The organism is Actinomadura bangladeshensis, assembly GCF_004348335.1.
GTDB classification, from domain to species: Bacteria; Actinomycetota; Actinomycetes; order Streptosporangiales; family Streptosporangiaceae; genus Spirillospora; species Spirillospora bangladeshensis.
The window spans coordinates 1-24,192 of the sequence record NZ_SMJW01000119.1 but is presented as its reverse complement, the minus strand read 5'-3'; the positions used below and the strand labels follow the sequence as shown (position 1 = coordinate 24,192).

The window sequence follows — 24,192 nt, the reverse complement described above, 5'->3', positions numbered from 1 at the left end:
GAAGGGGGGCGGGTAGGGCCACGGGCGCACTTCCGTTCCGGGCCCTTCCGCGGCGGGCCCGCGGCCGACAAGGGCCCTCCCCTCCTTGGTTCCCGTTCCGTCAGGCGGCGATGCCCTCGGCGAGCAGGATGGCGCCGAAGACGGCGAACCCGGCCGCGGCGCCGTACTTGATGACGCGCTCGGGGAGCTTGCGGCCGAGCATCTGGCCGACGACGATGGCGAGCGCGTCGGCGGCGACCATGCCGATCGTCGAGCCCGCCCACACGCCCGCCAGGGCGAGGAGCCCGCCGTGGTCGGCGGCGAGGGTGACGGTGGCGAGCATCGTCTTGTCGCCGAGTTCGGCGAGGAAGAACGCGCCGCCGACGGCGAGGATCGCCGATCCCGTGGCACGGCGGGCCTTGTCGCGCTCGTCGTCGTCCAGTTCGTCCCCGCGCAGCGTCCACAGCGCGAAGCCGAGGAACGCGATACCGGCCAGGATGGAGATGGGGCCGGTCGGGAGTGCGGCGCCGAGCGCCGCGCCGAGCGCGACGCTGGCCAGGTGGACGATCGCGGTCGCGGCCGTGATGCCGATCAGCACGTGCCACGCGCGGAAGCGGGTGGCGAACGTCATGGCCATGAGCTGGCTCTTGTCGCCCAGCTCGGCAACGAAGATCACGGCCAGGCTGATGAGGAAGGCGGACACCGGATCCCTCTCGCTCGGATGCCGGGCGAAGGGCGGCGGTTCGGGACGCGCGGCCTCGGCCCGGCATGACTGCCAGGCCGAAGGTCTCGTCCGCCGCGATCTGGATCGGGCCCGCGTGACCGGGCACCGTTCGGCGGCGCCAGTATGTCGATCACGCGATTGGGACTACTCCCCCTCGACGCCGTTCACCCTACCAACGCTTCGCCGCACTGCGATGTCGGACACGTCACACCAGCTCAGACGCCCCACCGGCTCAGACGGCCCCACCGGCTCAGAGGGCGACGCCGATCATGACGGGTTCGTTGACGAGGGTGACCCCGAAGGCGGCGTGGACGCCGGCGCGGACCTCGCGGGCCAGTGCGAGGAGGTCGGCGGTGGTGCAGCCGCCCGGGTTGGTGAGCGCGAGCGTGTGCTTGGTGGAGATGCGGGCGGGGCCGCAGGCGTGGCCCTTGGTGAATCCGGCGCGGTCGATGAGCCATGCGGCGGACGTCTTGACCCTGCCGCCGGCCTCCGGGTAGCGGGGGAAGGCCGCGTCCGGGCCGAGGCGCTCGGCGACGCGGCGTTCCAGCTCGGCGAGCTGGGCGGCGTCGAGGATCGGGTTGGTGAAGAACGACCCGGCGCTGCGCGTGTCGGGGTCGGCGGCGTCCAGCACCATGCCCTTGCCGCGCCGCAGTTCGAGGACGGCGTCGCGGGCCTCCTTGAGCGTGACGCGGTCGCCCGGCTCGACGCCCAGCCTGCGGGCCAGTTCGGCGTAGGCGATCGGCTGCGACTCCTCGGACTCGTGGAGCGCGTACGTGACGTCCAGGACGACGTACCGGTCGTTGCCCTTGAAGGCGCTGTGCCGGTAGGTGAAGCGGCAGGCGTCGCGGTCGAGGGCGACGACGGCGCCGGCCTCCCGGTCGTAGGCGCGGACCTCGACGATCGTCTCACTGACGTCCTGCCCGTAGGCGCCGACGTTCTGGATGGGGGTCGCGCCGACGCGGCCGGGGATGCCGGACAGGCACTCGACGCCGGCGAGGCCGTCGGAGACGCAGCGGGCGACGAACGGGTCCCAGTCCTCGCCGGCCTGGACGCGGACGTGGATGCGGCCGCCGTCGGCGGCGGTCCGCTCGGTGCCGCGGGTGCCGACGCGCACGACCGTGCCGGGGAAGCCGCCGTCCGCGACGACGAGGTTGCTGCCGCCGCCGAGCACGAGGACGGGCTCGCCCTCGTCGTCGGCCTTGCGGATCGCGGCGACCAGTTCCGCCTCGGTCGTCGCCTCGACGAAGCGCCGGGCGGGGCCGCCCAGCCGCAGCGTGGTGTATCCGGCCAGGTTCACGTCTTCGGCGAACACCGCCACGTCTTCCCCTCCCGTACGTGCCCCCCGGCCCCCGGCATCGGCCGGGGCGGACCCGGCCGATGCGGCGCGTCCGTCAGGCGAGCTTGACGACCGCCTTCGCGCGCGTGAGGACCTTCTGGTCGTTCGACCTGGCGGTGAGCGCCACGACGACCTTGTTGTCGTCCAGCTTCTCCTCCACCTTGCCGCTGATCTCCAGCGACGCGCCGCCCTCGTCGGGGACGACGACCGGAGAGGAGAACCGTACCCCGTAGTCGACCACGGCGCCCGGGTCGCCGGCCCAGTCGGTGACGAACCGGCCGCCCTGCGCCATCGTGTACATGCCGTGCGCGATCACGTCCGGGAGCCCGACGGTCTTCGCGAACGACTCGCGCCAGTGGATCGGGTTGAAGTCGCCGGACGCGCCCGCGTACATGACGAGGTTCGCGCGGTCGATCTTGTAGGTCTGCGCGGGGATCTCGGCGCCGACCTCGACGTCGGCGTAGTTCACCTTGGCGGTCATCAGGCCCCCCGCTCCACGATCGTGTTGTAGGACTTGCAGACCAGCTCGCCCTCGGTCGTCGTGACGTCGGTCTCGACGACCATCTTCTCGTTGTTGCCGATCGACTTGATCTCGGTGATCGTCGCGGTGCAGGTCACGACGTCCCCGCCCCGGAGCGGGCGGGTGTACTCGAAGCGCTGCTCACCGTGCACGACCATCGCGTAGTTCAGCCCGAGCTCGGGGTCGGCGAGGCCGGCGTTGCCGAGCGAGACGACGATCGGGAAGGTGGGCGGGGCGATGACGTCGGGGTATCCGGCCGCCTTCGCCGCCTCCTGGTCCCGGTAGAGCGGGTTGTGGTCGCCGATCGCGTCCGCGAACTCGCGGATCTTCACCCGGCTGACCTCGTACGGCTCGCTGGGCGGGAAGCTCCGCCCGATGAAATCACGGTTGAGTGCCATGCAATCCGTCCCTCCAGGTCGAACGGGGCCGCGCTGCCCGGGCGCCCGCCCTGGGCACACCGGTTCCGTCTTCGGTCGGACGGTAACAGAATGACATTCAGCCCGCCCCCGCCGGGTCTCACTGGCGGGAACGGGCTGAATGGTCGTCTGAGCAAGCGCGCGAAGAAGTCGCCGTCATGCCTGCCTTGCGGTGCCGTGCCGGCGGTTTCCCGGTACGGTCTCCCGGCGGCGCGGCGGACGCCGCATCGAAGCGGCTCGTCGTCGGCGCGGCGGGGTCGGCGCGGCGGGATGATGCTTCGCCGTCCGGAGACCTCGGCTAGCGGAGACCTCGGCTAGCGGGTCTCGCGGTGCGGGCGGTGGCACCGGCAGTTCGGGCAGTACTTCTTGATCTCGAGGCGGTCCGGGTCGTTGCGCCGGTTCTTCCGCGTGATGTAGTTGCGGTGCTTGCACTCCTGGCAGGCCAGCGTGATCTTCGGCCGGACGTCAGTGGCAGCCACGATGGAGTGCCTTTCTGGGTAAGGGACATGGATCTACGGACCGCGGCCGCCCGAGGAGGGCGGCCGGTGGTTCGACCCAGCCTGCTCACCCCCGGGACGGAGGTGAGAGACATGGGTAGTAGCGAGGGCCGGACTTGAACCGGCGACACAGCGATTATGAGCCGCTTGCTCTGCCTGACTGAGCTACCCCGCCGTGATGGTCGGTGTGGACCGGATTGCAAGGATACCGGATGCTCACCGAACCCTGGAAACGCGAAAACCCGGATCGAGATCGGGGCTTCGGTTTCGCGGGTTCCGCTGGACCGCCTCCCAGGCTACCGGGTGCGCCGGTGGGCTGCGAAACGTCCTGCTGGAACCGGTGGGACGGTACCACAGGGCCAGGTATGGAGCGAATCAGCGCGTTCCGGCGCGGACGGCTCGACGGCCCGGGGACGACGATGGTCCCCGGGGACGACGAAGGCCGCCGTCCGATGGTGCCGGATGGCGGCCGGTATGCCGTGAGCCCCTTTACGGAATCGAACCGTAGACCTTCTCCTTACCATGGAGACGCTCTGCCGACTGAGCTAAAGGGGCCTGCGTCGTTCGCGCAGTGAAACCATACACGGCCCGGGCGGGTGTGGCGAACCGAATTGAGCCGCCGGCGTCCTCGCTGGTCAGCGGCCTGCCCGGCGGCTCGGCCGGCGGCCGGGTCAGCGCAGCAGGTTGCGGGCGATGACGAGCTGCTGGATCTGGCTCGTCCCCTCGTAGATGCGGAACAGCCGGACGTCGCGGTAGAAGCGCTCGACGGCGACGCCGCGCATGTAGCCCATGCCTCCGTAGACTTGGACGGCCCGGTCGGCGACGCGTCCGACCATCTCGGAGCAGAAGTACTTGGCGCAGGACGGCCCCTGCTTGGTGTCCTCGCCTGCGTCGTAGGCGCGGGCCGCTTCCAGGACCATCGAGCGTCCGGCGTACAACTCGGTCTGGGAATCGGCGATGAGCCCTTGGACGAGTTGGTACTCACCTATGGTCTTTCCGCCCTGGCTGCGTTCCCTGGCGTAGGCGACGGTCTCGTCCAGGATCCTCTGGGCGAGGCCGACGCAGACGGCGGCGATGCTGAGTCGCCCATGGGCGAGGGATGCCATGGCCGTACGGAAGCCCGTCCCCTCGGTGCCGACCATGGCGTCGGCGGGAACGCGCACGTTGTCGAAGAAGACCTCGGCCGTGTGGGCGCCGCGCTGGCCCATCTTCTGGTCGGACGGGCCGACGCTCAGGCCGTCCGCGCCCTTCTCGACGAGGAACGTGGAGATGCCGCGGGAGCCGGCGCCGCCCGTCCTGGCGAAGACCATGAAGACGTCGGCCTCGGGGGCGTTGGTGATGAACCGCTTGGCGCCGTTGACGACGTAGTCGTCGCCGTCGCGCGCGGCGGTCGTGCTGAGCGTGCTCGGGTCGGAGCCGGCCTCGGCCTCGGTGAGCGCGAACGCGCCGATGACCTCGCCGGACGCGAGTTTCGGCAGCCAGGCGTCCTTTTGCGCGTCCGTCCCGGAGTTCACCAGGACCTGCCCGGCGATGCCGTTGCTGGTGCCGAACATGGACCGGAACGCGGGGCTGGCGTAGCCGATCTCGAAGACGAGGCGGACCTCCTCGCTCAGCGACAGGCCGAGCCCGCCGTACTCCTGCGGCAGCGCGTACCCGAACAGGCCCATGTCGCGGGACGTGCGGCGCAGCGCCTCCGGGATCGCGTCGGTCTCCTCGATCTCCTCCTCGCGGGGGACGACCTGGTCGCGGACGAAGCTGCGGACGGCCGTGAGCACGTCGGCGAAATCCTGTGACTCCATGGACCCATTCTAGAATCAGATTCCAAGATGGGGCGCGGAGTTCCCGGGTTGTCGTACCGCTGTGCCAGGGTGATCACCCATGCCGCTCCAGCATGTCGTCGACGACATCGTCCGGGCCGCCGTCGCCGAGGACCAGGCGTTCGGCGGGCTCCTCCCGCAGCTCATGCAGGCGTCCCAGACCGCCGCCCCCGCCGAGATGAACGCCGCGCTGCCCCGGCTCGCCGAGGGCATCGCGGAGGCCCCGCCGAACCTCGGCGGCCTCCTCGCGATCGTCTCCGGCGCCTGGATCGAGAACGGCGCCGACCCCGCGCCGGTCGGCCGGGCCGTCGTCCAGCGGATCACCGAGGTCACCGCCGCCGCGCTGGCGTTCGCGAACGCGTGGGAGGAGGCGACCGGGGGCGAGCCGCCGCCCGACATGGAGGGCCAGCCGTCCCAGCAGGTCTTCGACACCGTCGCGCCGGCGCTCGGCGACGGCGCGGTGGTCGCGATGATGGCGTGGTTCGCGCTGCCGAAGTACGCGCTCGCCGGATGCACGGTGCTGCAGATGGCGCCGCTCGTCCGGGCGTCGCTGGACGACCGCGACTTCCGCGTCGGCGTCGCCGGGCAGGCCGCCCGGCATCTCGGGCAGATGGACCACTACCAGGCGCTGCTGCGCGTCCTGGACGGCGAGCGGCTCCTCGTCCTGGACCGCGCGAGCGGCAAGGGCTGGACGGTCGTGATCAGCGGCATCGGCGACAACTTCCAGCTGCACACGCTGCTCGGCGGGGCCCTCATCGGCCGTCCGGGCGGGCTGGCCGGGGAGCGGCCGGCGCCGGAGATCCTCGCCTGCTTCCTGAACGCCGACGTCCCGCCGGGGCCGCCGGTCGTGTCCAGCCCGTGGAACCTCGTCGACGCGCACGGCGAATGGATCTGGAACGAGGGCGTGCCCGCCGACATCCCGGAGGTGAACGGGACCCGCGTCGTCGTGATCGACCCGCCGTCCTACCAGCGGTCGTTCCCGGCGGGGCGGCGCTTCCCGCTGATGCCGGCCACGCTGCGCGTCGAAGGCATGCACCTGCCGGAGGACCTCGGCGACTGGTGGCCGCACATCAAGCCGGCCACGCGCTGAGGGGCGGCTTACGACCGCCGGCGGCGGCCTTCAGAAGCGGACGAAGACGGCGGTGGCGTCGTCGTACTGCTTGCCGCGCGGCCTGGTGCCCGCCGCCTCGGCGGCCCTGGTCCTGCGGACGAGTTCCCTGGGGCCCTCCTCGTCGAGGAGCTGGAGCAGGTCGTCCCAGTCCATGTGGCCGAACCGCTCCACGAGCCTGGACGCTCCGTCGCTCAGCACCGCCGCCCTCTTCAGGCCCTCGACCGGGACTTCCCCGGTCAGCCCCTCGTACGCGGCCTCCGGCTTCGTGCTCGCCACCCAGAACCCGCCGGGGCTGTTCCGCGACTCGCGCACGCCTTCGAGGGTGTAGCTCGGCAGGTGGTCGACCCGGTCGTCCCGGAAGACCCGGACCTCGCCGACGTCCACCACGATCGGGGAGTCGGCGAGGACGAACCACTCCACCACCGCGCCGCGGCGCCGCAGCAGCGACACCGTCGCGGACGGGCTGTCGGGGTTCAGCAGGTCGCACGTCGCGGTGTGCGCCTCCCCCGTCACCTTGATCGCCTCGGCGACCAGGTCGGGCAGCGGCTTGCCGTCCTCCAGCGCGAGCAGCGCCGCGACCCGGCCGCCGAGCCTGCGCACCAGCCACGCCGGGTCGTGCCGGCACCCGCTGTCCACCCCCGGCGGCGCCGTCGCCCCGTCCAGCAGCACGACCCAGCCTGGGCCGGCCGCCACGAAGTCCTCGTTCTCCCGTCCGGGCGTCGCCTCACTCACATAACTCACCTGCACGGATGCAGGTCTACCCGGTGAACGGCCGGACGGGGGACGCTAGACCAAACCCGCACACCGCGCCCCGCCGACCTGCCGCTTTGCGGTATCGCGGGCCTGTTGCCTCAATCGTCGGCGATGTCGACACCGAAACCGCGAGCCAGCTCGGCGAGGCCGAAGTCGTGGCCCTGCCCGACGACGCGGAACCGCCAGCGGGGGCCGCGCCGGTAGATCTCGGCGAGCAGCATCGTCCGCTCGGTCGTCCCGGCGTCCAGGGTCGCCTGCGCGAACGCCTGCTCGGCGGTGCCCGGGCCGGTGACGAGTTCGACGGGGCCAAGCTCGCCGAACGTCACCGTGCCGTCGATGGCCGCCGCGATCGTCACCTTGCGGACGGCGTCGGGGAGCGAGTCCAGGTCGATGGTGATCGCCTGCTCGGTGGGGCCGTCGGCGGCGAGGCGGACCGTTCCGTCCGGGGACTCGGCGGCGCCGTAGAACACGAAGTCCTCGTCGCAGGACACCTGGGCGTCCTCGTCGAGCGCGAACGCGACCACGTCCACCTCGCAAGAGGCGTGCTGCACCCACGACGCCGCGACCGTCCAGCGCTGCGCGTCCGGCAGGTCGACGGCCGCGCCGCGCGGCAGCACCATCGGCGACACGCGTTCCGCCTCCACTGCTCTTGTCGGTGCCTCTCGGCTCTCCGGGCCGTCCGGTGCTCCGAGCCACCGCTCATCATGGACGGGCAGCCGCAGGTCAACGGCCCGTTCCATCCGCCGGTCGTTTTCACCGCCGCTCAACGCGACGACGTCGGTGACACCGGCGGAGAGGTTCACAGCCGCCGCCCCGCCGAGTTCGACGACGCGGTTTCTCGCGGCGGACGAATTCTGGTGGGTTCCGCCGAGAACCAGCACGCGGCGTCCTTCCAGCGGGCCCGTCTTCGCAGGCGACTTCTCGGGCGGCGTCTCGGCTTGCTGGGCCGGCTTCTTTGTTCCGTGCGGCGTGCCCGGGAGGACGTCGTCGAGAAGGGCGAGAAACGTCCGCTCGTCGATGATGGGCACGTCCTCCTGCCGGGCTGTGCGCACCTTGGCCGTTCCGGAGCCGGGTTCGTTCGCGACCAGCACGCTCGTGTGCCGGCTGACGGATGTCATCACGTTCAGGCCCTCGGCCACGGCGCGCTCGACGAGCCTCTCCCGCGGCATTTCGGTTTCGCCCGTGATGGCGACCTTCATTCCCTGGACGAGTTCGGAGCGCAGGCGTCCGGGGCAGCGAAAGGCGCACCGGGTCTTGGGGATGGCCGGCCTGGCCACCTGCCTCGGCCTGGCCGTCTGCTTCGGCGGGCACGGGACGAGCGGAAGCGTGAGGCCCAGTCTCATCGCCTCGGAGAGGGAACCCCGCAGCACTCCCGCGAGCGTCCGGACGTCCTCCAGAGCGTCGTGCGCCCGGCGCTTCTCGACACCGTAATGGGCGGCGAGCGTCGCCAGTTTCAAGTCGGGGGTGGCCGGGGAGAGCCGGCGGTTCAAAGCAAGGGTGCACAACCGCCGCTCGACCGGGAACCGAATGTTCGCGCGCATGAACTCCTGCAAAAGGAAACCGTAGTCGAACGGCGCGTTGTGCGCGACGAGCACCCGTCCTTCGAGCATTTCCGCTATGCGGGCGGTGACGTCCTCGAACCGCGGCGACCCTTTCAGCCGGTCGGCCGTCAGGCCGTGAATGTGCACGGGCCCCGGATCGCAACCCGGATCGAGCAGGGTGGAGAACTCCCCGCTGCTCCGGCCATCACGTCCGACCGTGACGACGGCCAGCGACAGCACCCGGTCCCGGACGGCCCGCAGCCCGGAGGTCTCCACGTCCACAAGTGCCCACTCATGCCGGAACATGGCGGCAGGCTAAGGCCGTCCATCAACTGTGCGCAGATATTCCCGCGCTCCTGCCCACATACGGCCAACCCGCCATTATCCTGGGGTGCGCGACCAAGTCCTCCGGTCGGCTATGCAGCCAGCTGAACTCTGTAAGAATGTGCGGCTATGACTGCTCCCGCCGCTGATTACTCCTGGGTGAGCGGCTCGCTCCTGGACAGCCATCTGGGTTACGGCATCACCTTGGTGCACGGGATCTCGCCGGACGAGGCGCTCGATCGGCTGCAGGCCGACCGCCAGGGCAGCTACACCGGCCTTCCGCGGTTGTACCGGCGAAACGATGACGTCCAGGAACGCTTGGACTACGAGTACGGGGACTTCCAGCTGGTCGGCGCCGCTCCGGTGACCGGAACCGGCGGGGAATGGACTCTGATCGTCGAGTTCAACGTCGCGGTCGGGTTCGACCACCCGTTCATGACCCGGATCTCCATGGGAACCCGGGTCGTGGCCCATCACCTCAATTCCGTCGGCAAGGGCGGATTCCACTGGTGGCGGGACGGACGGCTGCTCACCTGGTTCGAATGGCCGCACGACCGACGGGGCGACACGCCCGATGCGCTGAACGAGGCCATCGGCCGTACCGGAGTGGGCGCCACGGACTACGGCACGGCAGAGGGGTACTTCATCCTCGCCCAGGAACTCACCGGCGTGCACCTCACTCCAGGGCTGATGGAGCACGCCCGCTTCGCCGCCGGCATCGTGGCGCTAACCGACCGGGCACGCGCCCACGGCTGGCGTTGGACCGACCCCGACCTCGGGCCCGAGGAGCGCCTCGCTCGCGACGCACGGATCCGGTCCTGGGCCCGGTCACGAGGAATCAAGGTCTCCGACGACCGGATTCACACCACCACCACGGAGCTGTACGAGGCCTGCCACGCCGACGCTCCGCCTCTGTGGTTCCTGCGGTCTCCCCCGGACATCGATGCGCGCTGACGCCCGAACGGCTCGCCCTGCCCGCCGATGAACGCAGGAGATAGGACGCAACGCCCAGGTCAACCGCGTCCGTCAGGCGATGACCGACGCGATGGCGACGAACAGCTCCTCGCCGCTTTCGAGTTCGACGCTGAACATGCCCGTCTCGTCCTCCACGACGGCCGTCCGGACGGCGCCGGGGAAGTCCCCGGCGGCCGCGACGAGGTGGTCGCGGAGTTCGGCGATCGTCTCTCTGCCCACGGAAACCTCCCAGCGGCGCGCCGACATATGACGATCTTTCCGCACACCGGCCGTTTCGAACCCTCGCTTCCGTCGATGGAGAGGGGGCGTGCGGTTGTGGGCGGTGCCCTGCGATGCGCGGTTCTGGCCCTCCGCGGCCGAGGTTGGTCACTCTGCGTGGTCATGGTCCTGTGGAGCGCTGGTCTTCTGGGATCGGTTTTTGGACATTTGGGCCCGAGGGGGCGGCCCGGTCGCGGGTCGCCGCGCCCGCGGAGGTGTGATCACCGAGCCGCTGATCAGAGGTGGTGAAACGGAGGCGGCCGCCCCCTTGGGCTGAATTTCGGCCCGATCGATATGGCCGCTTCCGGTCAGCGATCTTTGTATCCATGGCCGGTCTTCGGGTGACGCCGAGAGGTCTCGGCGCGGGTCGGCCGCCGCCTGGCGCGTCCCTGGCCGAGAACTACGTTTACGCAGGTCAGAGGCACTAAAGCGGGCGAGGGGCCCGGAGATTTGGTCCATGACTCAGCGTGATCGGCCGTCCAGGCGAGAGATCCAGTGAGCCGTCGCGGACCGCCCGTCTCACCTCATCGGCCACATGTCGCTCATCCGTGCTTTACCCCACTGATGGCGTAAAAGCCCTCGTCAGCGCGTTACGGTGCCATCCGTCCGCGAGAGCAGCGTGGGGGCGGTCGAGCGCCGGAGGGGAGCGGTCCGTGGCACGTCGTGGTCGGCGTTCGCGCGCACTCGCGGCCGTCACCGTCGGCTTGGCGGGTCTGGTCGTGGCCGCGTTCCTGGCGTTCCAGGCGGTCCGCGAACACCCGGCGACCGCCGCGCCGCCGCTGCCCCCGCCGTCCGCGTCCACCGCGCCCGGTGCGGCGAGCCCCGCGACGTCCCCGGCGATGGCGCGAGCGGTGCCGGTCCGCCTGGAGGTGCCGCGGATCGACGTCCGGACGCCGCTGATGAAGCTGGCCAAGAACCCCGACCAGACCGTCGAGACCCCGCCGCTGAGCCGCGCGCAGGAGGCCGGCTGGTACCGGCTCGGCGCCGCCCCCGGCAGCCGGGGCGCGGCGGTGATCATCGGGCATGTGGACACGGCGAGCGGGCCCGCGATCTTCTACCGGCTCGGCGACCTGCGGCCCGGCGACCGGGCCCGGGTGCTCCGCGCCGACGGCAGCACCGCAGTGTTCCGGATCGACTCCGTCGAGCGCGTCGAGAAGGACCGCTTCCCCACTCAGCGGGTCTACAGCGATCCCGGCTACGCGGCGATCCGCCTGATCACGTGCGGCGGACGCTTCGACCGGGGCAGCGGCCACTACACCGACAACGTCATCGCCTACGGTCACCTGGTGCGGTCCGAGGGGACGCGCTGACATGCCCGCGACGTTCGATCCGGCGGCCTTCGCCAACTCCGAATGCACCGTGACCATCCCTGACCGGGCCGTCCCCGGCGGGCGCCACCGGGTGCCTTACCCAGGGACCGGACGGCCGGCCGTCCCGCCTCGGACGGGGCATCTGGCGTCGGCGACGACATGGGGCTCCGGTTCCCCGACCGAGACGATGCCGGACGATGCGGCCCCCTTGGCCGTGCCGCTGTCGCGCGCTGCCGTGGCGCCGCCGCCGGTACGGCCCCGGCATGCTCCGCCGGTTCGCCCGCCGGTTCGCCCGCCGACTCATCCGTCGGCTCGGCCGTCGCGCCGTCCGTCCGACGAGCGGGACCGTGCCCGGCCGGTACCGGCGCCCGCCGCCGAGCGCCGCCCCAAGGGGAAGGACGGCAAGCGGAACCTGCCGCGCATCCCGGTGGACGCGATGCGCGTGACGGTGCTGGTCCCGGCGCACAACGAGGCCAAGCAGATCACCGAGACGATCGCCTCGCTGCGCCGCCAGGAGCGTCCACCGGACCACATCGTCGTGATCGCCGACAACTGCACCGACGCCACCGCCGCGTTCGCGCAGCTGTGCGGCGTCGAGATCGTCGGGACGCGCGGCAACAAGCACAAGAAGGCGGGGGCGCTGAACCAGGTCCTCGACCGGCTGCTGCCGATCCTCGGCCCGGAGGACGCGGTCATGGTGATGGACGCCGACTCGGCCCTGGACCGCGGCTTCATCCGGCACGGCCTCGAGTACCTCGCCGACGGACGCTTCGCCGCCGTCGGTGGAACCTTCACCGGCAAGCCGGGCGGTGGCGCCGTCGGCATGTTCCAGCGCAACGAGTATGCCCGCTACGCGCGCGATGTCCGGCGTCTGCAGGGCAAGGCGCTGGTCCTCACGGGCACGGCCACCATTTTTCGGGCCACGACCCTCCAGGAGGTGGTCGCGGCCCGCCGTTCGGAGCGCCTGCCCGGCCTTCCCCACGTCTATGACGTCCGGGTCCTGACCGAGGACAACGAGCTGACCCTGGCCATCCTGCACCTGGGATTCCGCATCCTGTGCCCGCCGGAGTGCACGCTCACCACCGAGGTCATGCCCACCTGGCGGCAGCTGGCCCAGCAGCGCCTGCGCTGGAAGCGCGGCGCCCTGGAGAACCTCGTCGACTACGGCTGGACGCCGATCACCCGCCCGTACTGGGGACGGCAACTGCTCTCGCTGATCGGCATCCTGGTCATCACCGCCTACCTGTCCTCGCTCGTCTACTCGGCGATCTGGCTGGGCGGCATCCAGATCAGCCCGATCTGGGCCGCCATCACGGTGATCTTCATGGTGGAGCGCGTGGTCACCGTCCGGCAGCGCGGCAAGCTCCAGATGGCCCTGGCCGGCGCCATCGTCGTCGAAATGGTCTTCGACGTCTTCCTCCAGATCGTCCAGGCCCGTGCTTTCTGGCAGGCCGCCTGGCGCAAAGAAAGGAAATGGTAGGTCATGTACAACAACCCCCCGATCGGCGGCGTGGCCGCCGGCTTCGGCGGCGCCGCCGCGGCGTCTCCGTGGCTCGGCATGCAGGCCCTGTGGCTCGGCCTGGCCCTGTTCACCCTGGTCTCCGCCGGCCTCGCCGTGAAGCGGATCCTGCCCGCTCGCAAGGGCTGACCCCTCCCGGACGGCCGGGGCACCCGCGGCCCCGGCCGGCACGGGCACGGCAGTTCCTGGACCGGAATGGTCTAGGCGGCCCTGGGCCGGAACGGGCTACGATCCGTCGCTCATGAGGACGATGTCGACTTCGCGGGGATTGCGGCTGGCGGGCGGAACGGCCCTTGCCGCGGCGGGCGCGCTGCTGGCGCTCGGATGGGCGCGCAAGAACCTGGTGGTCGTCACCGTCAGCGGGACCAGCATGGTGCCCACGTTGCAGGACGGCGATCGCGTGCTGGTGCGTCGCCGGCCATTGGCGCACGTGCGGCGAGGGGACGTCGTCGTCCTGGAACCGCCGTTGGACGGCCCCTACCTTCCCGGCCCGGCCGGCCCTGACGGCCGGATCTGGAACGTCAAGCGCGCGGCCGCCCTCCCCGGCGACGAACTGCCGCCCGGCATCCCGAACGCGCCGAACACCTTCGAAGCCCCGAGCACCCCTGCTGCTTCCGGCGGCACCGACGCGTCCGGCGGCACGGCCGAGGACGTCCCGCGAGAGGTGCGCGCGGTACCGCCCGGGACGCTCGCGGTGCTGGGCGACAATCCCGACAGCATCGACTCCCGTCACCGGGGCCTGTTCTCCGGCGACCGGCTACTGGGCGTCGTGGTGCGCCGCCTGAATGTCACGCCGCGCCCGAGTCAACGGCCGGAGGCGTGGCAGATGGCGACAAGATCACAGGACGTTTGATCGCAGAGTGCACAAGGCGGCACCGCCGGACGGCCGCCCCCTTGCCGGAAATGATCAACGTGATTAGCTTCGGCCTTGGCGGGCGTGATCATCTTCGCGCGACGCACCGCCGCTCGGAATACGCAGCCGGAGCGATCCGGCTCGACCTGAGGAGTTCCTCATGATCCGTGCACTCAACCGTCTCGGCGACCGGATGCTCGGTCGCGTCCTGCCGAACACGACCGCCCGAGCCGAGCCCTGCTGGTGGACCGACACGGGTCTCCGCTGCTGCATCTACGCAGGCAAGACCTACTGCAGCCACTAACGACCACCCGCCGCCTTGCAGTACGTCGCGCTGACCGCCCGCTGCGCCCTGGGGTTGATCTTCCTGGTCGCGGTGGCGGGCAAGCTCCGCAGTCGGGACGCCTTCCGGGAGTTCCGGCTGTCGGTGCCCGGCCTGGCCCCCGGCCTGCCTCCCATGGCGACGTCCGTCGCCGTGGTGGCGGCGGAATCGGCGGCCGTCGTACTCCTGGCCCTCCCCTGGACGGCGCCGGCCGGCCTCGCGCTGGCCGGCGCCGTTCTGCTCGCGTTCGCCGCGGGCGTCCACCGCGCGCTCCGCGACGGCCGCCGTGCGACCTGCCGCTGCTTCGGCACCCGTCCGTCCCCCATCGGCCGCGCGCACGTCGTGCGCAACCTCGTCCTGACCGCGGTCGCCTGGGGCGGCCTGGCCGCGCAACTCGCGTCTCCCGGGCCGGTGCACCCCGCCGGCGCCGTCATCGCGGTGGCGGGCGCGGCCGTGCTCACCCTGGTGTCCGTCTTCTTCGACGAACTGGCCGACCTGCTGATCGCGCCGTCCGCACGCATTCCGCGATGACGCGTCCCGGCACCATCACGAGGGAGCATCGTTGCCCTATCTCGTCGCGGGCGTCGTCTTCGTCGGCGTCCTCTGCGCGTTCGACCTGGTCCTGACGCTGGCGGTCGTCCGCCGCCTCCGCGAGCACGCGGCCCTGCTGGAGTCCGGACGCGCGCAGGCCCCGTTCACTCCGGCAGGCACCGCATTGCCCGAGTTCACGGCGTCCGCCCTGGACGGATCGACCATCACCCGCGCCTTCTTCACCGGACCAACGATCGTCGGCCTGTTCTCCACCACCTGCGCCGGATGCCGTGAACGGCTGCCCGAATTCACCGACCAGATCAGGGGCTCGGATTCCCGGCACGTCCTAGCGGTGATCGAAGGCGAACAAGCCGAAGCCGAACCCTTCATCACCGCACTCTCCCCGCTCGCGACCGTGGTGATCGAACCCGTGCACGGCCCGGTGAACGCGGCATTCGGGCATCCGGCGACCCCCAGCTTCTACATCGTCGACGGGGACGCCGTCGTGACGTCCTCAACACTCACTCCGGCCGGGCTGCCAGTGCCGGCCCGCACGTGAGCCGACCGGGAAGGCGCACCGCCGTCGTCGCCGCGCTCGCCTGGCGAGCGCACCGAACGGCGACGGCCGCGTCAGTGCTTCTCGCCGTCCTCACCGGCCTGGCACCGGTGGCGATGGCATGGCTGACGAAACTCGTCCTGGACGCCCTGGCCGGCGACGGCGACCGCTCCGCCCTCCCGGGCCTCGCCGCCGGGCTCGCCGCCTGCGGACTGTGCGTCATCGTCCTGCCGCACGCGTCCACCTACGCGCAGGCCCAACTGCGCCGATCGGTGCGCGCCCTCGTCGTCGACCGCCTGTTCCGAGCGGTCAACTCCCACGCGGGCCTGCGCCGCCTGGAGGACCCGGCGTTCCAGGACACCCTGCGCCTCGCGCACGAATCCAGCCAGAACGCCCCCGACCGCCTGATCCTCGGCTCGCTCACCATCGCCCAGTCGATCATCACCATGTCGGGATTCGTCGGCACCCTCCTGGTGATCAACCCGTTCCTGGTCCTGGTGATCTTCCTGGCGGCGCTGCCGTCGATCTGGATCCAGCTCGGCCTGAGCCGGGAACGGGCCCGCACAATGTGGAAGATCAGCCCCGGCATGCGCCGCGAGGTCTTCTACGGGGAGCTGCTGACCAGGCCGGAGGCCGCCAAGGAGGTCCGGCTGTTCGGCCTCGGCGACTTCTTCCGCACCCGCATGCTGGACGAGGTCCGCGCGACCAACGAAGCCGAACGACAGGTGGACCTGAAGACCCTGCGCAGCCAGGGCCTGCTCGCCCTGGTAGGCAGCGCCGTAGCAGGCGGCGGCCTGGTCTGGGCAGTACTCGCCGCGTCCTCCGGCGACATCACCGCGGGCGACGTGACGATGTTCATCGCCGCAGTAGCCGGCGTCCAGGCGTCACTGACGTCGATAGTCGACCGCTGGGCCGACGCCCACAACGCCCTACTCCTCTTCGGCCACTTCACCACAATCGTGGACGCCGTCCCCGACATGCCCACGCCTTGCGCCGCTCGTCCCGTCCCGCCGCTGCGGCATGGGATCGAACTGCGCGACGTGTGGTTCCGCTACAGCGACGAACATCCCTGGATTCTCCGTGGCGTAGACCTGCACATCCCATTCGGCCAGAGCATCGCGCTGGTCGGAGTGAACGGCGCCGGTAAGAGCACCCTCGTCAAGCTCCTCTGCCGCCTCTACGACCCTGATAAGGGCGCCGTCCTCTGGGACGGCATAGACCTACGCGACATGGACCCAGCAGAACTCCGCACTCGAATAGGCGTCGTCTTCCAGGACTTCATGGAATACGACCTCACCGCGTCGGAGAACATCATGCTCGGCGACCTGGGCAGCAGCGACGAGCAGATCGAGACCGCCGCCCGCACGGCCGGCGTCCACGAAGCGGTCGAAGCGCTGCCGCGCGGCTACGACACGATGCTCAGCAAGATCTTCGGCGGCCACGACGAGGGCGCCGGCGTCGCCCTGTCGGGCGGCCAGTGGCAGCGCCTGGCCCTGGCCCGCGCCTTCCTGCGCCAAGACCGCGACCTGCTCCTCCTGGACGAACCGAGCTCCGGCCTCGACGCGGACGCCGAACACGCCGTCCACGCGTCCCTCCGCCGCCACCGTCAGGGCCGCACCAGCGTCCTGATCTCCCACCGCCTCGGCGCGGTACGCGAAGCCGACCTCATCGTCGTCCTCTCCGGCGGCAAGATCACCGAACGCGGCCCGCACGAAGCCCTGATCGCCCTGAACGGCGAATACGCCCGCCTCTACACCCTCCAGTCCAGCGCCTACGCCCCTCGCTGAGCCCGTCGGCCGCCGGGGTCCCGCTGGTAGGTTGTCCGCGACCCGAGGATGTGATCATGGACGACGTCGCGGCGAGCCGGAACACGCGGAGCCGGAACCGGCCGGCGAAGGTGAGCGTCTACTCCGCCGGCTTCGGCATCGCGGCGCTGGCGAACTTCGCCACCGGCATCGCCTGGATCAACCCCGCGATCTTCGTGGGCATGGCCGTGCTGTGCGCACTGGTGGCGATCGTCGCCGGGCACATGGGCCGCTTCCGAGGCCGCCGCCTCGACGGAGACGGCCGCGGCATGGCACTACTCGGACTCCTACTGGGCTGGCTGCTCATCGTCGTCTGCCTACTGGCCACCATCGCAGCACTGGGCCTCATCGCCACCCTCGCCGTCCTAACGGACACCGCCGACTCCAAGTAGCGCCCGGCACATCGAAACGCGACGGCGGTCGAGCACCGTGAAGCCTCTGTTCCTCCGCCGGCACCCCCGGTCTACGCGCCACCTATGCAGCCTGCGGTTGTTCATCGGCCCCGCCCCAGCACCTTCCGCACAGACGCACAACGCTGCGGATGCTCGTCTGCACCGGGCTCCCTCAACCCTTGCCCCAGTACGGGGTTGTCCGGAGCAAACGTGCGGGTGGAAACGCCCAGGCCGACCCCAAGGTGTTTGACCAGTCCCAGCGTCCCGCGATTCGCTCGACCTCGTGATGCGGCCCGACAAGCACAACCGCTCCCTACGCCGTCCCGGCCTGTTCGCTCGGAAGCCCATGAACGGGCTGGCGAAGGTGTTCGAGATCGAACCCGCGGGCGTCAACTGGCCGCGAGCGGTGGCGTTCCTGGACGCCGGGTTGGTGCCGCTCTTCGTCTTCTGGGCGATCGGCCATGAGCAGTACATTCTCAGCGCGCTGTTCGGCCTGCTGTTCTCGGCTCTGTGCGACCCTGGAGGCCGCTACCGGCAACGCGCATCGCGCATCTCCATCTTCGCGCTGATCGGCGCCGGGGTGACCGCGCTGGGGTTCGAGATCGGAGCGGACGCCTGGGGCCGGCTGGTGCTCGCGTCATTCGCGGTCACACTGGTGGCCGGACTTGCCATCACCTTGGGGTTGCGCAGATTCGTTGACGCCCTGCTCCTCAACATCTGGTTCATCGTCGCCATCGCACTGGCGTCCAACCTCCAGCAACATGCTCGCATCACCAGCTACATCTGGGCGCAGGTGCTCGCCTGGACCGGCGGGGCAGCGCTGTGGATCGCGGTGACGTTCGCCTGGTGGCTGATCCGCGGGCGCGCGGACTCACACCGGCCGTTCGCGGAAATCCCGGGCGACATCTCGCGGAAGAAGCTGACCCGACCGCTGATCGTCTTCGCCGTGATCCGCGCCCTGGTCATCAGCGGTACCGTCGCGCTCGCTTTCGGACTGGACCTTTCCTACGGCTACTGGATCCCGATCGCGGCCATGATCGCAATGAAGCCGAGCCTGGAGCAAGCGATGCTCGTGGCCGCGCAGCGTCTGGTCGGCGCCGCCATCGGCGCCGCCGCAGCCACGCTGCTGCTGCTGATACCCGCAAACGAACACGGACTCAAGCTGTTCACCGTGAGGCACGGGCTCGAAATCGTGGCTCTCGTGCTGTTCATGCACGGAGCGGGGATTCGGTTCTGGAACTACACGCTCTACACCGCGGCCATCGCGGCAGGAGTGCTCATCCTGGTAGACCTTCCGCAGCCCTCCCACTATTCAGCCGAGGGCTACCGAGTGCTGTGGACACTGTGCGGTGTGGGGATTGGGCTGTTCGTCATGTTGTCGGCAGCTCTGCTCACCAGGCTGACCGCCAAAGCGCCGCCACAGCCGACCTGAACTCCTGGAAGGCACCCCCTCCCGGCACGTCGGGGCACATCGGCCGCCGAGCGTGCGCCCTTGACGCACACACGCCCGCGCAGGCGGCCTCTCCGCTCGCCGGACAGCCGTACGACCTACGCCACAGTGGCATCACAGCTCTGAACTCCGACGCCCCGGCGCCCCCAGGTCGCGCGCCGCGCTGGGCACGGCGTCGACGCGCTGCTACGGATCCACGCGGGGTGCATCGACGGCCATGAGCAGATGTAGAACGGCCGCATCGATGACACGCTCAAGGACGACGGCTAGGGAGGTCACAGCCCGCACAACCTGTCCCGTGAACACCCGGCAAACGCCGGTAACAGTCGGGACCTACCAGGACCCAACGAGAACGGCCCCTGACAGCGTAATAGCTGGTCAGGGGCCGTTCTACGTGATGGTGGCGGGTCCAGGATTCGAACCTGGGTAGGCTAAGCCGACGGATTAACAGTCCCACCGCCCAACTCGCCTGACCTGCCGTTTCTCTCCCAGGACGCCGAACTTCGGCCCGCACTAGGCACACCTCCCGGACCACTGCGGGATCTGCCAGCAGGACGGAGACAAGCAGATGGCAGATCCCGGCCTGTTAAGAGCAGCCTGGCGGGAGGCGTGACCTCGGCCGTGGCGCTGAGCGGAGGACAGTTGCTGGTGAAAAATCCCGCGCAAGACAGCGTCTCGACCATCTAGGATGTGAATTCCCGGAAAGGATGGCCATGCCCGGTAATCACGTAGCCCCAATTCAAGGCGCAAAAGTCTTCACCTGTCCCGATTGCAAAGTATGTACTACCCATACATGGCATGGAGTCGACCTGCCATACATTCCGCACGCTAGCTCCAAGGCCAAATTCCCTAAGGGATGGCAGTGGAGTGTCTGCGATCACTGTCGTTCGGCTACGCTCTGGTCTCACGAGGGAAAGGTCGTATACCCCCTTCTCAGTGGAGGACCGGAACCAAATCCCGACATGCCACAAGCAGTAATGAATATCTACAATGAGGCTCGCGCCGTTCGCAACCTGTCAGCTCGCAGTTGCTGCACCCTATTGCGCCTAGCTGTACAGGATCTCATCGACGAGTTGGAGCCTGCTTCTGGCTCAATCTACGAAAAGATAGGGCGACTCGTTGAGCGGGGCCTTGACCCTACGATTCAGAAGGCAATGGACTCATTGCGAATAGTCGGCAATGAGTCCGCCCATGCAAGTTCGATCTCGCTCGATGCAGACGCAGAGATGATACCCGCGCTTTTTGATATGCTGAACCTCACAGTCTGGCACATATTGTCTCGGCCACGACACGTCGATCAGTTCTTTGCGAGCCTGCCAGAGGGGGCACGGAACGCTATTCAGCGGCGTGACACGACTCAGTAGCACCTAGCAACAAGCAATCTGGTGCAAGGGCAGGAATCAGCAGCATGGCGCCTAATTCGTAGCAAGATCAGCGGTGCCCAGAACCGCCCCCACGCATCCCCTGACCAGGGCCGCACTCTCGCGCACGTCCACAACCGTCCCGGAGGGTGCGTCCGCGCGAACGGCGAGACGGTGTGACAGACAGCTTCGCGCGGGCGTGCCCTCCGGCCCGCGGGGGGCTGGGGGTCGCGAGACCCCCGCTTCGCTCTCGCCAAGCCAGCATGGCCGCAGTTCCCAGCTTCGCGTACTAGCGTGTGCCTTCGACATCCGTGCGGTGGATTACTGTTTCCCGCACGACTCCGTTGACCTCCTACTGGCCGACCGGGGAGCGGCACTGGCATGCCGGAGATAGACTAAACGGAGTTCCATTTTTACGATCTACGGCCGCTGTTAGGATCCCATGGCCGTCGCAACTTGATTTCCTTGCTAACTGAAGGCCCGAAAGATGGACCAATCTGGAGGAGCCATATGGGAAGTAGTGAGCTTTCCCGTTCCCAGTAGTCTGGTGGGATGAGTTCCGCCAGTACGCCTGGATCCGGTTCCTGGCGCAGCCTACGAACGTCGCCCTCATCTGTAAGAGTAGCTGCGTTCCATAGGCTCGAATACATTGAACTAAGATAGCCAACTAGAGCAAATCCCTGCTCGGAAATCTGGGCCGCAGCATCTCTATCTGGAGATGGAGGAGTGGTTACCGTATCAATGCGATCAATTCGATTGCCCCCCTCTTCTTCGATTCGCAGAATCTGCTCAACCTCCCAGTTTCCATAAAGCATCAAAAACCAAGCGATTCTTTGTTCAAGCTCATCGACGAGTACGTTCTGGCCTGAAATTAGTTCCACTCCGCCGATTGTAAACTCAACTGAGCGCTGCTCGTCCTTGATAGGGCCCGCCACGCGCGGCTTAGTTTTGTCGGCGAGGACCGAGAACGTCAAAGGAGGAATCGTTCCCACCATGGCGTCCCCTAGGAATACGAATTCATTTGCCATAGATGCAGACTCAAAAGAGATAGATGCCCTTCCGTTATTTCTCTGGAGAACATTTGCATCCACTATCGTCCACATGTTGACCATAGCCCAGTAGTGGGCAACCAGTAAGCGTGAACCAGTGAGCTGCGCATATCGTAACTGCGCTTCGAGATCCCGCTCACGTATGGAATGAGTCTGAGCTTGTGGCCTGACGGTTTTTACTTCGACCAGCAAATTCTCCCCGTCACATGCCACTATGCGAAAGTCTGGGAGCCTGACGGAGCCGTCCGTATCGTCATAATAATACGAGCCAGCGTCCTCTGTCTTTATAAGCGTCACTGAGCCCAGTGCAATGATCACTGCCTCGAATAGGGCCTGTGCTCGCCATCCATGAACCCGAGAAGGGTTCTTCAATGATTGCTCTAGCCCTTCTTTGAATGCCTCGACTACCTTCTTTTGACGAGTGGACTCACTGACCTTTGTCTTGTCCCCTGGGGCAAAGAGATCGAACTTTGAAAACATTTCCAGGGCTTCCAAACCCATCGAGGGGTCTCTACCTTTGCGTAGCGGCATTCTCAGCCTTTCATCTTAAATCGCGAGAGCAGGGATGCCAGTGGGAGACAGTGCGGGCGGAGCCATCTACGGGCGCACCAGTTTGGGGCTATGAAGGCTAACTATTCCTATTCAAGAGATAGGCGATGATCGCTTGCGTGAATGTCTGTCGCTTCAATCTGTCACCCGTAGGCAGGCTTCCGCCGGCGGCCTCTACAACTACCCGGGCAGCCGCACGAAAGATTTTGGTGTGATCAGCCTCTTTTAGAGCGTCAATGATCTCGGTACTTTCCCTTTCGCACTTCGCCGACATCAGCGGCGCCGAGTGTGCTCCCGCGATCAGATACTTATAGACCATGAGAATATGATACCTGGCTGGTTTGTATCTTGAATCGAGACTGCCACTTCTGAATGCGTTTTCAAGTCTATAGGCAGCATAGGCACTGGCGACATATGGCAGTAGCTTGTGCTCCTCCTGGAAGATCGTAATTCCGACATCGTCATAAAGACGGCCAGCGTAACGAGCCGCAGCGTGCGGTAGGTCAAGGAAAAGCGCGGACACGGCCCGCATTTGATCACTAATCGTTACAATACGAGTCTTGGTTACATCTTTGCCGTAAAACTGTCCGGAACGCCGTTCGTACGTGAGCTTAACGTCAGCCGAATCGAGCTTGTAAAAATCCTCGAGCTTCTTCTGAAACTTAGAGAGCGCGACCAGGTCGTTCTCTTGAACCTCAGTTTGTGAGTTAGTGGCTCGAATAATCCGAGTCGCCACCTCTTCGTCACCTGTGATAACGAGCCGAATTGGTACGTGCACAGACGAGACAGCCTCCCCCAGGGAGAAGCGAGACAGGTAGAGGCAATGGCTGGTCTGACAACCGTTCACGATCTGGAATCCCGCAATAGCCACAGCGTCACCGGGCTTAGGGGAGTAGCAGGACGCAACTGCGGTTACGCCGTTATTTAGCACTGGAAGCAGGGTTCTTTCTATCGAATCCAGCGTATCCATAATTTGGCGGTTAACCGAGTTATCCTCCCCCTTAAATCCTCTCACGTTATCATAGAAAACTCGCTCATCAAGCGTTCCATCTTCCGCCTGTACAAGTTTGAGCAGCTCGGCAACGGAGACTACGCCGAGAATAGCCTGGTCGATTCCCGGCATCTTGGGGAGATTTACTTGCTTCTCGAATTGAATCTCAACCTCATTGGCACGGTTCTTTTTGGCCCACGCATCATGTAGTGCATCTGCTCCATGGTTGATTACTGAGACCTTTCCCAGAAATCCTAGTCCGTTTATTTTTCCTTCGGTTATTTGCACGCGCTCGCGAACAACAGAATCTTCAACGGATGCCTTCGGTGCCGTGGTCACAAAGTGGACCATCACGCTAGGAGAGTCTCGTAGAATGGTGGCATAGTCTTCGAAGATCAGACTGAGAGTTCCGCCATCGCATTGAGTCGTGGATAGTCTGGGAATTTGCCTCCATTTAGAAACTTCTTTACCGCCTCACCAAAAGCAAGGATTTCGGCGCTTACAATTGACGGCGATTGCTTAGCTTGTATGAAATAAAGGGTCACATCAATCTTAGAAGCATGTTCGCAAATACTGCGAACATCTTCAGAATCCCACACCAAACGACCATTGGCCTCCAAGGCGACAACGTCGATACCGATTGCCCCGGTATCGAGCAAGAAGTCTGACATCTCAGCCTGAGATAGCACAGTGTCGGGAAGAATCAACGCTGCGCTGAAGAGTTCGAATGCGTCCGAATCTTTGAGCGCAGTGAGTTCTTCCTCTTCTCTGAACTTCTTGAAGAGGCCACGAATCAATGGATTCATCCGAAATGTCTCCTTTGAGATAGGGCACTTCCCGAGATGTTGGCTTGACCAGTTGAGCCTACATCGTGACTTAGGCGGCCTTCGTGGACTGGCCCGACTTGGTCAAGCCTGCTGCCTCGCGTGACAGCGGCAGGAGCTCTTGAGGTGTGCCGCTGTGCAGTCGTCATTGTCGTCGGTCGACATGGGCGTTGCTCGTGTTAATGGAACTCGTGCGGACGAGCGAGCCGGTACGGCGGGACCGGACGGGACAGGCCGCATGCCCGGCGCGCCGGGGCGGGCGGCCGCTGGCGGCCGCGGAGCGGGCGCCCTTGAAGACGTATAGAAAGTTCTAATCAGGGCTGTTGGGCATCCAGACCGAGTCCGGCAGGTGGGCCTCGCCGCGGCCGCGTAGGTGGCAGGTTGCCGGTCGTGGTTCGAGCTGCCCGCGCGGTGACCCCTGAGAAAGTT

25 protein-coding genes and 3 tRNA genes are annotated in these 24,192 nt (G+C 67.4%); 13 read left to right on the top strand and 15 right to left on the bottom strand.

All coding sequences use genetic code 11. From position 1 onward, the window contains the following. Window positions 1-100: 100 nt before the first annotated feature. The 8 genes from E1284_RS22610 to E1284_RS22575 form a co-directional block, all read right to left on the bottom strand. Window positions 101-682, bottom strand: coding sequence for a TMEM165/GDT1 family protein (locus tag E1284_RS22610; RefSeq protein WP_131942123.1), 582 nt, complete (start codon window positions 680-682; stop codon window positions 101-103). A gap of 271 nt (window positions 683-953) precedes the next feature. Beyond that, on the bottom strand, window positions 954-2,021 hold the full coding sequence (locus tag E1284_RS22605) for a UDP-N-acetylmuramate dehydrogenase (protein WP_131942122.1): 1,068 nt from the start codon (window positions 2,019-2,021) through the stop codon (window positions 954-956). Window positions 2,022-2,094: 73 nt separating this feature from the next. Next, on the bottom strand, window positions 2,095-2,520 hold the full coding sequence (locus E1284_RS22600) for a MaoC family dehydratase (RefSeq protein WP_131942121.1): 426 nt from the start codon (window positions 2,518-2,520) through the stop codon (window positions 2,095-2,097). Continuing rightward, window positions 2,520-2,957: a MaoC family dehydratase N-terminal domain-containing protein gene (locus E1284_RS22595; protein WP_131942119.1), complete on the bottom strand. Its 438-nt coding sequence runs from the start codon at window positions 2,955-2,957 to the stop codon at window positions 2,520-2,522. Before E1284_RS22595 ends, E1284_RS22600 begins: the two co-directional genes overlap by 1 nt. 332 nt (window positions 2,958-3,289) lie before the next feature. Further along, window positions 3,290-3,454 (bottom strand): 50S ribosomal protein L33, encoded by a 165-nt coding sequence (rpmG, locus tag E1284_RS22590; protein WP_067629315.1) that lies wholly within the window; start codon window positions 3,452-3,454, stop codon window positions 3,290-3,292. 119 nt (window positions 3,455-3,573) lie between these two features. Beyond that, a tRNA-Met gene (locus E1284_RS22585) sits at window positions 3,574-3,647 on the bottom strand. 307 nt (window positions 3,648-3,954) lie between these two features. Continuing rightward, window positions 3,955-4,027, bottom strand: a tRNA-Thr gene (locus E1284_RS22580). Between the two features lie 116 nt (window positions 4,028-4,143). Beyond that, a complete protein-coding gene (locus tag E1284_RS22575) occupies window positions 4,144-5,271 on the bottom strand; it encodes an acyl-CoA dehydrogenase family protein (RefSeq protein WP_131942117.1) in 1,128 nt (375 codons plus the stop codon). Window positions 5,272-5,350: 79 nt separating this feature from the next. On the opposite strand from E1284_RS22575, the gene E1284_RS22570 reads away from it, so the two are divergent. Beyond that, entirely contained in the window at window positions 5,351-6,379 is a 1,029-nt protein-coding gene (locus tag E1284_RS22570) for a hypothetical protein (protein WP_131942115.1), read from the top strand. Between the two features lie 30 nt (window positions 6,380-6,409). On the opposite strand, the gene E1284_RS22565 is transcribed toward E1284_RS22570, so the two are convergent. Together E1284_RS22565 and E1284_RS22560 are read right to left on the bottom strand one after the other, a co-directional pair. After that, window positions 6,410-7,132, bottom strand: coding sequence for a protein phosphatase 2C domain-containing protein (locus tag E1284_RS22565; RefSeq protein ID WP_243714673.1), 723 nt, complete (start codon window positions 7,130-7,132; stop codon window positions 6,410-6,412). Window positions 7,133-7,251: 119 nt separating this feature from the next. Continuing rightward, the gene (locus tag E1284_RS22560) at window positions 7,252-9,000 is read right to left on the bottom strand and encodes a TerD family protein (protein ID WP_131942111.1); all 1,749 of its coding nucleotides are present in this window, start codon (window positions 8,998-9,000) and stop codon (window positions 7,252-7,254) included. A 147-nt stretch (window positions 9,001-9,147) separates the two neighbouring features. Between E1284_RS22560 and E1284_RS22555 the strand changes: the two genes are divergently transcribed. Next, on the top strand, window positions 9,148-9,972 hold the full coding sequence (locus tag E1284_RS22555; RefSeq protein ID WP_131942109.1) for a DUF6461 domain-containing protein: 825 nt from the start codon (window positions 9,148-9,150) through the stop codon (window positions 9,970-9,972). Window positions 9,973-10,044: 72 nt separating this feature from the next. On the opposite strand, the gene E1284_RS41675 is transcribed toward E1284_RS22555, so the two are convergent. Next, window positions 10,045-10,212 carry a hypothetical protein gene (locus E1284_RS41675; protein WP_165965380.1) on the bottom strand — a complete coding sequence of 56 codons (168 nt, stop codon included), beginning with the start codon at window positions 10,210-10,212 and terminating at the stop codon, window positions 10,045-10,047. Between the two features lie 692 nt (window positions 10,213-10,904). Between E1284_RS41675 and E1284_RS22550 the strand changes: the two genes are divergently transcribed. The 10 genes from E1284_RS22550 to E1284_RS22515 all read left to right on the top strand — a co-directional run bounded on the left by E1284_RS22550 (window position 10,905) and on the right by E1284_RS22515 (window position 18,971). After that, the gene (locus E1284_RS22550) at window positions 10,905-11,561 is read left to right on the top strand and encodes a class F sortase (protein WP_131942107.1); all 657 of its coding nucleotides are present in this window, start codon (window positions 10,905-10,907) and stop codon (window positions 11,559-11,561) included. Between the two features lie 436 nt (window positions 11,562-11,997). Next, window positions 11,998-13,041, top strand: a complete 1,044-nt coding sequence (locus E1284_RS22545) for a glycosyltransferase family 2 protein (RefSeq protein WP_131942125.1) — start codon at window positions 11,998-12,000, stop codon at window positions 13,039-13,041. 3 nt (window positions 13,042-13,044) lie between these two features. Beyond that, window positions 13,045-13,209, top strand: a complete 165-nt coding sequence (locus E1284_RS41670) for a hypothetical protein (RefSeq protein ID WP_163058077.1) — start codon at window positions 13,045-13,047, stop codon at window positions 13,207-13,209. A gap of 139 nt (window positions 13,210-13,348) precedes the next feature. After that, window positions 13,349-13,933: a signal peptidase I gene (lepB, locus tag E1284_RS22540; protein WP_207923896.1), complete on the top strand. Its 585-nt coding sequence runs from the start codon at window positions 13,349-13,351 to the stop codon at window positions 13,931-13,933. Window positions 13,934-14,093: 160 nt separating this feature from the next. Then, on the top strand, window positions 14,094-14,237 hold the full coding sequence (locus E1284_RS41665; protein WP_165965378.1) for a hypothetical protein: 144 nt from the start codon (window positions 14,094-14,096) through the stop codon (window positions 14,235-14,237). A gap of 15 nt (window positions 14,238-14,252) precedes the next feature. After that, window positions 14,253-14,786 carry a MauE/DoxX family redox-associated membrane protein gene (locus tag E1284_RS22535; protein ID WP_131942103.1) on the top strand — a complete coding sequence of 178 codons (534 nt, stop codon included), beginning with the start codon at window positions 14,253-14,255 and terminating at the stop codon, window positions 14,784-14,786. A gap of 31 nt (window positions 14,787-14,817) precedes the next feature. After that, window positions 14,818-15,345 carry a TlpA family protein disulfide reductase gene (locus tag E1284_RS22530; protein WP_131942101.1) on the top strand — a complete coding sequence of 176 codons (528 nt, stop codon included), beginning with the start codon at window positions 14,818-14,820 and terminating at the stop codon, window positions 15,343-15,345. Continuing rightward, entirely contained in the window at window positions 15,342-17,129 is a 1,788-nt protein-coding gene (locus E1284_RS22525; RefSeq protein WP_243714672.1) for an ABC transporter ATP-binding protein, read from the top strand. Before E1284_RS22530 ends, E1284_RS22525 begins: the two co-directional genes overlap by 4 nt. 56 nt (window positions 17,130-17,185) lie before the next feature. Further along, entirely contained in the window at window positions 17,186-17,539 is a 354-nt protein-coding gene (locus tag E1284_RS22520) for a DUF4190 domain-containing protein (RefSeq protein WP_131942099.1), read from the top strand. A 346-nt stretch (window positions 17,540-17,885) separates the two neighbouring features. Then, complete coding sequence (locus E1284_RS22515) at window positions 17,886-18,971, top strand: FUSC family protein (RefSeq protein WP_131942097.1); 1,086 nt, start codon at window positions 17,886-17,888, stop codon at window positions 18,969-18,971. A 416-nt stretch (window positions 18,972-19,387) separates the two neighbouring features. Here E1284_RS22515 and E1284_RS41660 read toward each other — a convergent pair. Continuing rightward, window positions 19,388-19,459 (bottom strand) — tRNA-OTHER (locus tag E1284_RS41660). Between the two features lie 237 nt (window positions 19,460-19,696). Here E1284_RS41660 and E1284_RS44085 point away from each other — a divergent pair. Then, entirely contained in the window at window positions 19,697-20,353 is a 657-nt protein-coding gene (locus E1284_RS44085; protein WP_131942095.1) for a DUF4145 domain-containing protein, read from the top strand. Window positions 20,354-20,763: 410 nt separating this feature from the next. Here E1284_RS44085 and E1284_RS22505 read toward each other — a convergent pair whose 3' ends face one another. From E1284_RS22505 to E1284_RS42560, 3 genes are all read right to left on the bottom strand, one after another. Beyond that, window positions 20,764-21,900, bottom strand: coding sequence for a hypothetical protein (locus E1284_RS22505; RefSeq protein WP_131942093.1), 1,137 nt, complete (start codon window positions 21,898-21,900; stop codon window positions 20,764-20,766). A 127-nt stretch (window positions 21,901-22,027) separates the two neighbouring features. Next, the gene (locus tag E1284_RS22500; protein ID WP_207923895.1) at window positions 22,028-23,278 is read right to left on the bottom strand and encodes an AIPR family protein; all 1,251 of its coding nucleotides are present in this window, start codon (window positions 23,276-23,278) and stop codon (window positions 22,028-22,030) included. A 56-nt stretch (window positions 23,279-23,334) separates the two neighbouring features. Further along, the gene (locus E1284_RS42560; RefSeq protein WP_207923894.1) at window positions 23,335-23,745 is read right to left on the bottom strand and encodes a hypothetical protein; all 411 of its coding nucleotides are present in this window, start codon (window positions 23,743-23,745) and stop codon (window positions 23,335-23,337) included. Between the last annotated feature and the right edge of the window lie 447 nt (window positions 23,746-24,192).